The 11,696-nt window shown below is 54.4% G+C and carries 7 protein-coding genes and 1 pseudogene; 4 read left to right on the top strand and 4 right to left on the bottom strand.

From position 1 onward, the window contains the following. Positions 1-143: 143 nt before the first annotated feature. Entirely contained in the window at positions 144-581 is a 438-nt protein-coding gene (mioC, locus tag BLW37_RS10770; RefSeq protein ID WP_091342736.1) for an FMN-binding protein MioC, read from the bottom strand. A gap of 169 nt (positions 582-750) precedes the next feature. Here mioC and BLW37_RS10765 point away from each other — a divergent pair, with 169 nt between their 5' ends. Both BLW37_RS10765 and trxC read left to right on the top strand, forming a co-directional pair. Beyond that, positions 751-2,514, top strand: coding sequence for a DEAD/DEAH box helicase (locus BLW37_RS10765; RefSeq protein ID WP_091342733.1), 1,764 nt, complete (start codon positions 751-753; stop codon positions 2,512-2,514). Between the two features lie 110 nt (positions 2,515-2,624). Continuing rightward, the gene (trxC, locus tag BLW37_RS10760; protein WP_091342731.1) at positions 2,625-3,050 is read left to right on the top strand and encodes a thioredoxin TrxC; all 426 of its coding nucleotides are present in this window, start codon (positions 2,625-2,627) and stop codon (positions 3,048-3,050) included. Here trxC and BLW37_RS10755 read toward each other — a convergent pair. Further along, on the bottom strand, positions 3,047-6,226 hold the full coding sequence (locus BLW37_RS10755; RefSeq protein WP_091342728.1) for a DEAD/DEAH box helicase: 3,180 nt from the start codon (positions 6,224-6,226) through the stop codon (positions 3,047-3,049). The genes trxC and BLW37_RS10755 overlap by 4 nt on opposite strands. A 279-nt stretch (positions 6,227-6,505) precedes the next feature. Here BLW37_RS10755 and BLW37_RS19025 point away from each other — a divergent pair. Next, positions 6,506-7,039: pseudogene (locus BLW37_RS19025) on the top strand (PRC-barrel domain-containing protein); the annotation flags it as partial. Between the two features lie 234 nt (positions 7,040-7,273). Further along, positions 7,274-7,582, top strand: coding sequence for a PRC-barrel domain-containing protein (locus BLW37_RS19020; RefSeq protein WP_425426624.1), 309 nt, complete (start codon positions 7,274-7,276; stop codon positions 7,580-7,582). 181 nt (positions 7,583-7,763) lie between these two features. On the opposite strand, the gene BLW37_RS10745 is transcribed toward BLW37_RS19020, so the two are convergent. Then, entirely contained in the window at positions 7,764-8,675 is a 912-nt protein-coding gene (locus BLW37_RS10745; RefSeq protein WP_091342724.1) for a hypothetical protein, read from the bottom strand. Positions 8,676-8,775: 100 nt separating this feature from the next. Further along, entirely contained in the window at positions 8,776-11,136 is a 2,361-nt protein-coding gene (locus BLW37_RS10740; protein WP_091342722.1) for a catalase, read from the bottom strand. Positions 11,137-11,696 lie beyond the last annotated feature (560 nt).

The following is an 11,696-nucleotide window of genomic DNA, read 5'->3' as shown; positions in this document are numbered from 1 at the left end:
CAGGCTGCTTGAATTATATAAAGAGGATAAATACAGCTTATCCTTGGGTTTATACATTCTTTATACACAAAAATAATTTTTAATGATGATATCTGTGTATAAGCTGCTGGTAAGCGGTGATCAATCACGATCAAAGGATCAGGCTAACTGAGTGTGGCCAAATAATCAGGCAACCAGATCAGGGCCTGATCTTCTGGTAACTCTGGTGTTTGCACATCGATTTCCAACGCTGGCAGCAGTTGTTTTGCCCCCAGTTGCTGCAACAAAGTGGCCATGGTTCGCCCTGCTTGACAAAAAGTATCGTAGCTGGAATCACCTAAAGTGATCACAGCGAAAGAAATTGTGGTAAGATCTGGTTGATCTTGTGCTAATCGATCCGCGAAGGGTTGAATATTATCAGGCAGATCCCCTGCGCCATAAGTGGATGTGATCACCAGCCAGCTGTTACTGCCGCTGAGTTGATCCAATTCAGGAGTTAACTGAAGCTGCGCTTCTAAGCCTCCTAAAGCCATGGTTTCCGCAACCTGTTCTGCCACATATTCCGCTGCACCCATCTGGCTGCCGACAAGGATTTGGATCATTGATCTGTCCTTAAGTTTGTTGGATGTTTGACTATACTACAACTGGAAGATGATTTGGCGGTGCACTGGGCATTGCCGGATTTTTGGTGTTTTTACTGCCTGGCAGGCAAGGTAAAGACCAGAATAGCACAACCATGCTGCCTGCCTGTGTATTGAGGTTTTATTATTTATGTCTGAAGTGACATCTTTTGCTGAACTGGATCTGCCAGAAGCTTTATTAAAGGCTGTGGCTGAACTTGGCTATGAAACGCCATCGCCTATTCAGGCCGAGTCGATCCCGAAACTCCTGGCGGGCAATGACTTGCTTGGTCAGGCCCAGACGGGTACCGGTAAAACAGCGGCTTTTGCTTTGCCACTGTTAGCACGGTTGGAAGCTGGCCAGCGTGAGCCACAAATTCTGGTGCTGGCACCAACCCGTGAATTGGCAATCCAGGTGGCAGAAGCTTTTCAATCCTACGCCAAGTACCTACCACAATTTCATGTGCTGCCAATTTATGGTGGCCAGAGCTACAGCAACCAGCTGCGCTCGCTGAAACGTGGTTGCCAGGTGGTGGTAGGTACGCCCGGTCGTATCATGGATCATTTGGATCGCGGTACCCTGGTGTTGGATAAACTCAAAGCCATTGTGCTGGATGAAGCTGACGAAATGCTGCGGATGGGCTTTATCGATGATGTGCAGGTGATCATGGATAAAACACCGCCAGGCCGTCAGGTGGCGATGTTCTCAGCAACCATGCCAACCCAAATCCGTGCCATTGCCCAGAAGCATTTAAGCAATGCGCATGAAATTAAAATTGTCACCAAAACCAGCACCGTAGAGCGAATTACCCAACGCTTTGTATTGCTGGAGAACAACCAGAAACTGGATGCATTAACCCGCTTGCTGGAAGGTGAAGATTACGATGCCAGCATCGTCTTTGTCCGTACCAAAAGTGCCACTGAAGAAATTGCGGTGAAACTGGGCGCCCGCGGTTATGCGGTGGCCAGTTTAAATGGTGATATGAACCAGACGCACCGTGAGCAAACCATTCGTCGTATTAAAGATGGCCAGCTGGACGTGATCGTGGCGACCGATGTTGCCGCCCGTGGTCTGGATGTGGAGCGTATCAGCCTGGTGGTGAACTACGATATTCCATACGACAGCGAAGCCTATGTACACCGGATTGGCCGCACCGGCCGGGCTGGTCGTGAAGGCAAAGCGATTTTGTTTGTGTCGCCACGTGAGCGTCGTTTATTGCGCAGCATTGAACAGGCCACCCGGCAGCCGATTGAGCAAATGACACTGCCTACCGGTGCGGTGATCGAGCAACGCCGGATCCAAAACTTCCGGGCTGAACTGGCGCAGTCGATTGAAACCCAGGATCTCACCTTCTTCCAGGGATTAATAGCACAGTGGCAGGAAACGCTGGATTGTGCGGATAACGAGCTGGCAGCGGCTCTGCTTTTCATGGCACAAAAAGATCAGCCGCTGAATGTGGCAGCTCAGTTCCCAGCATTGCGTGAGCCAAGCAATAAGCGTGATCGGGAACGCAGTGATCGCCCGGTACGCGAGCGTGGTGAGCGGCCTGATCGCGCTGAGCGTGGCCCTAAGCCGCGCCGCGAAATGAAAGGCGACTACACCACTTACCGGATTGAAGTAGGTAAAGAGCATGGTGTGCGGGCTGGTGATATCGTTGGCGCTATTGCCAATGAGGCCAACATTGATAGCCAGTTTATCGGCAACATCAAGTTGTTTGATCAATTCAGTACCGTTGAACTGCCAGCGACCATGCCGGCAGAGATTTTCCAGCACCTGAAAAAAGTCTATGTGCGTAAGCAAAAGCTGAACATCTCGGTCGATCAGGGCAGCACAGAGCGTCGTGCTCCAGGACCTGGCCCTCGTCCGGGTGCCGGTCCACGTCCTGGTGCAGCGCCCAAGCGTCGTTCACAGTAAACTACGGTTCGGATGTTTGTCCAAAGACCTGCCCTTAGCGGCAGGTTTTTTTATTGAAAAATGCCATAGGGCCCCATAGATCTACGTCATACCCTTTGTTGGAGTTTGCTATGATCCTTGCCTGCCCGCATTGCCACCGTTTAAACCGCCTGCCCGAGGAGCGCCTGAGCGCGCAGCCCAGTTGTGGTCAGTGCAAACAACCGCTGTTTTCCGGCCAGGTGCTGGAGCTGACGTCCGCTAATTTTGCACCGCACGCTGAAAAGTCTGAGCTGCCTTTGCTGGTTGATTTCTGGGCGCCCTGGTGTGGCCCTTGTGTGCAATTTGCACCAGTTTTTGCCAGCCTGGCCCGCGAACTGGAACCAAGGCTTCGACTGGCGAAGATCAATACCGAGCAACAGCAGGCACTGGCTGCCCGCTTTGCCATTCGTTCGATCCCAACACTGATGCTGTTTCGACAGGGCCAGCTGCTGGCGCAGCAAAGCGGGGCCATGCCAAAACAGCAACTGCTGCAGTGGTTACGGCAAAATTTGCACTAACTAAAGAGCTGCAGCAATTCGTCGGCGCTGCCTTGCCAGACGCCTTGTTGACTGCCACTGAACAGGCTATCTGCCAGCGCCTGCTTTTGCAGTTGCAGCAGTTGTATTTTTTGCTCGACCGTATCTTTGGCGATCAACTTGTAGACAAAGACTTTCTTGTCCTGGCCAATCCGATGTGCCCGATCTGTGGCTTGCTGCATCACGGCCGGGTTCCACCACGGATCATAGTGAATAACCGTATCGGCGGCGGTTAAATTCAAGCCGGTACCACCGGCTTTTAAGCTGATCAGAAACAGCGGCACTTCCCCTTGCTGGAAACTGTCGATCTGCTGCTGGCGCTTTTTGGTTTGGCCGGTCAGTTTGGCGTAAGGTATGCTGAGTTGCTGCATTACCTCTTCTATCAGCGCCAGCATACTGGTGAACTGGCTGAAAATAATGATTTTACGCCCTTCTTCTATCATCTCCGGTACATTTTGTGTCAGCCAGTCCAGTTTGGCGCTGCTTTGTACTTTCTGGGCACTGGGGAGCTTGACCAGGCGGGCATCGCAGCAGGCCTGGCGTAATTTCAGCAGCGCATCCAGGAACTCAATTTGGCTTTTGGCCAGGCCTTTTTCCGCAAACAACTGGCGGATATGGCTTTCCATGCTCAGCCGGATGCTGTCGTACAACTGGCGCTGATCGGCTTCCATCGCCAGATACTGGTCGATCTCGACTTTCTCTGGCAATTCGCTCATCACTTCGCTTTTGGTTCGGCGCAATAAAAACGGCGCCACCCGTTGCTGCAATTCCAGCCCGCGCTGCGGGTGCTGTTCACGTTCTATCGGCCGGCGAAACTGTTTGCGGAAAAAGGCATCGCTGCCCAGCAAACCAGGTAGGGCAAAGTCGAACAGGGATTTCAGCTCGCCCAGATGGTTTTCCAACGGGGTACCGGATAAACACAAGCGGAAATGGCCCTGTAATTTGCGAATAGCCGCTGTGGTCTGGCTGCGGCTGTTTTTAATTTGTTGGGCTTCATCCAATACGATGTGACTAAACTGGTGCTGCTGATAGTACTTCAGATCCCGTGCCATCAAGGGGTAGGTGGTAATGATAAGCTCGGCTTCGGCCAGTTGTTGCAAGGCTTTGCCACGCTGCTGACCGTGGATCACCTGAACATTCAGTTCGGGCGTGAAGCGCTCGGCTTCTTGCTGCCAGTTGCCAATCAGGCTGGTAGGACAAATCACCAGCGCCTGCAGCCGGCTTTGCTTTTTTTGTTGCAGTAAAAACGCCAGCGTTTGCAGGGTTTTACCCAGCCCCATATCATCGGCCAGAATGCCGCCAAAGCCGTATTGCTGCAAAAAGACCAGCCAGTTCAGGCCCTGTTGCTGGTAGGGTCTAAGCTCGGCGTGTAAACCCGCCGGCACAGCGATGCTTTCAATGCCCTGGAAATTTTGTAATTGTTGACTCAGTGCCCGAATATCACTGGCCTGATGAAAACTCAGTTGCTGTTCAGGCAGTTGCTGCAACAGGGCACTGCGATACGAAGGCAAGCGCAGGCTGCTGGGCTCGCTGCCTTGCTGCAAAAATTCCTGCAGGGTACTAAATAACGGTTGCAGCTGATTGGCTGGCAGCTTCAGGGTACGGCCATCCGGCAGGGGCAGCCAGAGGATGCTGCCGGGCTCGGGTTCACCGTGCTGCTGCAGCCATTGCTGCACCAAAGGCAGCATTGGCAGACGTTCATCGCCTAATTGCACATGCATATCCAGCTGAAACCAACCCGGCTGATCAGTGTGCACTTCAAATTCGGTGTCGGCTTCAATAATGCCGAGATCAAAGTCTGCATTTTGTATGATGGACCAACCCTGCTGCTGCAACCAGGGCTTGTCACGCTCCAGCCATTCCAGCCAGGCCACTGGGCTGTCGTCCACCACCGTAAAAAAGCGTTCAGCGCTGTGCTGCGAATGTTGCGGGTACAACTGGGTATCTTGCAATTGCTCAATGGCGGCCTGTTCCTGCTCGGGTTGGCGTTCAATCGCGAAATGCTGCTGGCCCTGGCAATGATGAAACACCAGCGGCGCATCGGCTGGCATGGCCGCCAGCTCTATCGAACCATAGCGAAAACAAAGCTCTGCCACCGGCAGGTTGCGCCGGCCCTGGCGCTGCATACCGAGTTTGAGTACTGGCTTGGGTACTTCTTGAATGCTGTTAATCTGAATATCGGCCGGTGCCGGCAGTTGTTCGGTTGGTAATGCCTGCTGCATGCCCAGCCAAAGCTGTGCCAGTTCGGCTTCGGGTACCTTGGGGATTTTCAGCAGGTGCTGCAGCTGTTCACCAGTGAGCCGCGTTTGGATCAGCCCCATTTCAAAGCGGCTTTCATCCAGGTACATCGGCGGTGTGGTATCTACAAGCCGCCAGCTCGGCAAGCCCTCCAGGGTGAGTTGCAACAGGTGGTGTTCATCTTGTTGCTGCCAGTTGAGCTGCAACGGTCGGTTGGGGCCTGGTTTAATTTCTTGCTGTACTTTTTGCCAGAAGCAGCGGCCACTTTGCAGCATGGTTTGCAGCGCCAGGGCTCCCCAGCGCTCTTTTAACAGCATCTGGCCAAATCGATTCTGGCTGCTGATAAGCCCAAGCAGACGGAAATCTTCGCTGCAGCCCCAGTGCGGGATATAGCCCTGACGGTAATCGTGCTCACTAAGCAGGCTGCCCTGACCAAAACCGCCTTTTTTCAGTCGTCTGGCACGGCGTGGGCTAACACTCAGGCCTTGCTCAGTCAGATCCAGTAAAAACAATACCCGATCTTTGTATTCCAGTTCGACCGGTTGTTGCTCCAGTTGCTGCAAGCTATTGAGCCAGAGCTGGACTTTGTCTTGCTGCTGCTGATGTTGCTGCTCTTGCAGTTGGATGACTTTGAGCAACACCGCCAGGGTGTGTTTGCAATTGACTGCCACCGGGCAGCTGCAACGAGCCTGCAGTTGCCAGTCTCGGCCCTGACGCAGCAGCCGGATGGTCTGACGGTAGGGTATCAACGAATTGCCCCAGACCTGGGCATCAATCCGGCTGTAATCATCGGCTACCTCCAGCCGGAACACTTTATTTTGCTCCAGATAGGGTTGAGCGCGCTGATAGACGGCTGCGCCATAACGCAGTTTGAGTTCGTAATCCGACAGTGGAAACAGCTGAGTCTGGGGATCGGGCATGAAGCAAGGGTCCGCGAATTTTTTGCAAACGGCTATTGTAACGGTTTTGCGCTGATTTCCCCAGTGCTTTAGCGATAGTTGACGGTCATTACTGTGTTAAGTGCTGCAACGCACCGATCGGTTAGCTCTAAAGGTGTAGTTTTAAACCTCATCCTGAATTCCATACCTCATGGCGATTCAGAACTTTCGCGGTAATAAAACCGGGCAAGTAATGCTGTGATGAAGCCGTTATCCCGGGCATTTTGTCCGGCTAACACAGCCGATCCAAAGGAGATTCACATGAAAAAGTTACATTCACTTGTTTTCTATGCACTGGTTACGCCAGCGCTAACGCTAGGTGCTGGCTCTGTACTGGCTCAGTACACCACCGACCAGGATAGTGGTCGCGCACAGCAAAGTACCCAGGTTAATACGGCCAGTACCCCAAATACCAGCAGTTATGATCAACACAAGCAGTCCGAACGCAAGACTGAAAACGAGCAACGTAAACATCGCGACCAGTCCCGCAGCCAAAATCGTGGACACATCGATGCCATCCCCACAAATGGTATGCATGCCAGCAATCTGATTGGTGCGGATGTGCAGACCAGAAACGATGATGACATCGGCTCGGTGGATGATTTGGTCATTGATAAAGATGGCCAGGTGGTGGCTATTATCGTCAGTGTTGGTGGTTTTCTCGGCATGGGCCAAAAAGACGTGGCCATTGGTTGGGATAACGTCACGCGTTCAGGAACGTCGGATAACCAGGAGCTACGGGTTGATGTGAGCCGTGAGCAGCTGAACGCGGCACCTACCTTTGAAAAACGTGATCAATCCAGAACGGCTCGCTCTGCTTCGCGCGATCAAAGTGCTCAACAAGGCAGCCAGCAACGTGGTCAACAGCAAGGAACAGAGCAGCGGTATCAGCAAGGTTCGCAGCAACGTACCCAGGAAGGAACTGCGCAACGTACCCAACAAGATACGCAGCATCGTACTCAGCAAAGCGGACAACAGTCTGATAGGCATGCAGAGACCAATCGCCACAACACGCGCGATCAATCCCGCATGCAACACCGCGGACACATCAGCTCCGCACCGTCTGATGGCATGCATGCCAGCAACTTGATTGGCACCAATGTGCGTACCAACGACAACGAAGACATCGGCTCGGTGGATGATCTGGTGATTGACGACAATGGCCGGGTGGTGGCGATTCTGGTCAGTGTCGGTGGTTTTCTCGGCATGGGCCAAAAAGATGTGGCCATCGGTTGGGATAATGTCACGCGTTCAGGCTCTAGCGATAAGCAGGAACTGCGGGTCGATGTGACGCGTGATGATTTACGTGCTGCACCGACTTTTGCTGGCCGTAATTAAGCGTTCGTAGGCTGGCAAAGCCTGAGTAAATAAGCGGCAGAGGAGAAATCCTCTGCCGCTTTCTTTTGGTGCTGTGCCTTACAACAGCAAGGCAAGTAAGATAACAATCGGAATAGGTACTCCGAGAAACAACAGCAATATAGCTCGCATAACAATCTCCTTTCAGTGGGTTAGTGGTATATTAAGCATCGCGCTGACGACCACCATAGACCGCCATCAGGCTTGCCGTGAAGGCGCCCATCAGCAAGGCGATAAACATCCAGAGTGCGGCATAAGCAGTGGCTTTGCGTGCCTCATCTGCCGCTTCGCGGGCACTGGTTTCTGCTTCATCCAGCGCTGTTTGCAATTGACGAAAGCTGGTAGCAACGCGCTGCTCGGCAGCTTGCTGGCTCAGGTTGGTGCGTTGTGCGACCAGCTGAGCGATATAGCGCTCGTCCTGTTGCTCCAGGTTGCCAGTACGCAGCGCTTGCAGCACGATGCGAACAACTTCGCCAGACGGTGTATCTGCTTCAGCACTTCGCTGCTCTGATGCTGGTTGAGCACTACGGAACATCGAGTCAATAAAATACCCGATGGTGTGATTGCCCTCGTTGTTGCCATCATCGCTTGCCGCCAGGGTGGCAACGGTGTCGATTGCCTTACCACCAGCACTGGCTGCTCCGCTGACAACTGTGCCCACCGCGGTGGTGAGCAGTGCCGCGGTCAGCAAGGTGGCGATGGCCCAGGTCAAAAAGCCGTGCGCGGTGTCACGGAAGTACACCTCATCGGTATGCACCGCGGCCCACTTGATGCGCAAGCGACCGGCCAGATAACCACCCATGCCGGATGCGGCAAGCTGGGTGAAACTTAACCAGAGAATGGCGGCAAACCCAATCTTCGCTACACTGACACCCTCCATGCTCCAGGGCGACACCGCGCTAAAACCAAACCCTGTGCCCAGAATCACCAGGATCAGGGATAACGCAGCGGCGCCTGCTGCGCCGGCAAAAATGGCTGCCCAGGAGACAGCACTGTTCTTGCTGGGGCCCTCGGTGACTTGTGCCGGAACCTGACGTGCTCTGGCCGGACTTGCAACTGTATTGACTTCTGACATAAGACTTTCCTTCTTTAGTACTGATGAACGTTGTTCACCAGGGTGATGGCATCGCTGCCGTTGCTCGGTGCGCTGACACACAACCCATGCTTGGGTTGTGTCATGCCGTGGCAGCTGTGCTGTCGATAGAGGGATGACGGTGGGCGGCTATCGCCTTGATAAACGCAGCCGCCACCGTGGCGGCATCGGCCGCTTCTGCCAGTAAAACGCCCTCGTCATCGTCCATGCTGAGCGCAATACCAGCCATCTCCAGTAGCTTTTGGCCAGCGCCAAGCGCGAGGATGGTTTTGCAGTGCCTGAACAGATCCTTGATAAACTCCATGGTATGGCCATGCCCCGCCAGTGCCTGGATGGCTGTGCTGCCATCGGGTACCAGCAGCGCATCAAACAGCACGGACGGCGCATTTTCCATCGATTTATTGGCCTCTATCTGTTCGCCGGCTGAGCCAACAAAGATGCCCAGCCGTGGCCCGACAAAATGCACCACGGCACCGGCCTCTAGCAGCGCATCGTACAAGGTGCGCAATGACACATGGTCGACGCCATCTTCAATCAACACAGCAACTTTTCGGCTGCGGATACCGCACTGGCCGGGCAGGGCTCTTAGCGACAAGGCCGGGGAAAGGGTCACCTCGGGCGGTTGTGGTTGGTTGCAGGCTCTGGGCATGGCCTCGGGCACATCCATGCCCAGGCCAGCCGCTACGCCTTTGGCCAATTCTGCAGACACATTGACCAGCGAAGACAGCATCCGCTTTCGGATGGCAGGCACATTAACCATGCTAAGCTCAAAACGAAAGGCCGCGGCAATGTGCTCTTTCTCGACCGCCGTTTGGCTGTCAAAGAACAGGGTGGCCTGGGCGTAATGCTCGGCAAATTTCTCTGGCTGGCCCCGTACCTTGTCTGCGTTTAAGGGTTCAGGGAAAGAGGCAAAACCGCTGGCGCCAGCCTGAAACGGGCAGCCACCGGCCAATGAGTTTGGCTCGTAGGCGACACGGCCACGATGCAGCGCCTGGCGATGCATGCCATCGCGTTGGTTATTCTGCACCGACGCCAGGGGCGCATTGATGGGGATCTCGTGGAAATTGGCCCCACCGAGCCGGCTAATTTGTGTATCCACATAGGAGTGGATACGACCGGCCAGCAATGGATCGTTGGAAAAGTCGATGCCCGGAATAATGTGGGCGGTACAAAAGGCGACTTGTTCGGTTTCAGCGAAGAAGTTGTCCGGGTTGCGGTTCAGCACCAGCCGGCCGACCGGGGTCAATGGTACCAGTTCTTCCGGGATCAGTTTGGTCGCATCCAGCACATCGAAGCTGAAGGCATCGGCCTGCTGCTCGGTAAAAAGTTGCAGCCCGAGCTCCCATTCCGGGAACTCGCCCGACTCGATGGCCTCCCACAAATCCCTGCGATGAAAATCCGGATCGGCACCCGATATTTTTACGGCTTCGTCCCACACCAGGGAATGCGTGCCCATCAGCGGCTTCCAGTGAAATTTGCAAAATATTGATTCGCCCTGTTTGTTGATTAAGCGAAAGGTATGGACCCCAAAGCCTTGCATCATCCGGTAACTGCGCGGGATACCGCGATCGGACATCAGCCACAGCAACATATGAGTGGACTCGGGCATCAGGGAAACAAAATCCCAGAAGGTATCATGGGCAGCGGCGGCTTGCGGCATGCCATGATGCGGCTCTGGCTTGGCAGCATGCACCAGATCGGGAAATTTCATCGCATCCTGAATAAAGAACACTGGTATGTTGTTGCCAACCAGATCCCAGTTGCCTTCGTCGGTGTAGAACTTTACCGCAAAGCCACGGGCATCGCGGGCGGTATCTTTTGAGCCTCGTTCGCCAAGTACGGTGGAAAAGCGGACAAACACCGGGGTGATTTTGCCTTTTTTAGCAAAGGGCGCGGCGCGGGTGTACTTGGTGAGGGCGTCGTATGCTTCGAAATAGCCGTGGGCGGCCGAGCCCCGGGCATGGACGACGCGCTCCGGAATGCGTTCGTGATCAAAATGCGTGATCTTTTCCCGCAGAATAAAATCCTCCAGCAGTGAGGGACCACGCAGCCCCGCTTTTAATGAGTGTTGATTCGTGCCAACCGCCACCCCTTGATTGCTGGTTAACGCTTGCTCACTGGCATCCACCCGGACTCGCTCCAGCGAAGCCTGAAGCGCATTGCTTCCTGCTGGTGCTGCATGGCCGGTTTTGGTACTGCCATCTTGTTCGGTCGCGGTACTGGCGGTTATCTCGTCGGAATCCGGCGTCACAGTCGTTCCGGGCATGGGTGCTAAGGCGTTGGCGTGACCATGCTCGAACTCTTTGTTGCTGTTGTGCGGCATCGCGGCCACCAGTCCTTCGCTGGCACTGGCCTGTTGTGCAACGATGTCGTTGGTTTTCAGTGTTTTGCCTTGTTTTTTTGCGGCTTTGGCTGGGGTGTCGCCGCTTTGTTTTGTCGCCATGCGTCTTCTCCTTGTGGCTGAACCGAAGTGGTTGAACCCGATGCGCCGAGGTCGATGGTTCAGCGCCAGTCCGTTGCAATTATCGCCGGCTTGGCTTGCACGCTCAGTGCGCCAGCGAACAGATAGCCGAAAGGCCGGCTTTGTTTAATCCAGATCCGCCTCGGCCTAGTGCTGCTGGTGGTCGTTGCAAAGTGGGAGCCGTTGATAGGGCAGCTCTGCGCCATCCAGCAGCACAAGCATGACCTGGCCGGTTGCTGGTTGGTGGTGAAGACGATGACCGCGATATTCCGGCGAGGCGTGATCGCTCGGTTGGGCTGAAGGCAGCCAGGCTTGCAACGGAAAGTTTGCCGCTTGTTTCCTCGGCTGCGGGTTTGCTGCGCGCCCAAATCGAGCGCATACCGCACCCGTTATCCGCACTTTTCTCTTTATGAACGGCTGGTAGCAAAAAGATAACCCGCGCTGAGCAAGCTGCTGCAGTGGCTCTGATGTGGTCAAAAAGCGAGCAGTATAAGTGCGGCAGCGTACAGACCAGGGCGCGCACTTCACCTATTCTGATGGCT

The sequence above is a fragment of the Alkalimonas amylolytica genome (assembly GCF_900107845.1).
GTDB lineage: Bacteria > Pseudomonadota > Gammaproteobacteria > Enterobacterales > Alteromonadaceae > Alkalimonas > Alkalimonas amylolytica.
This window is presented reverse-complemented; position numbering and strand designations above follow the sequence as displayed.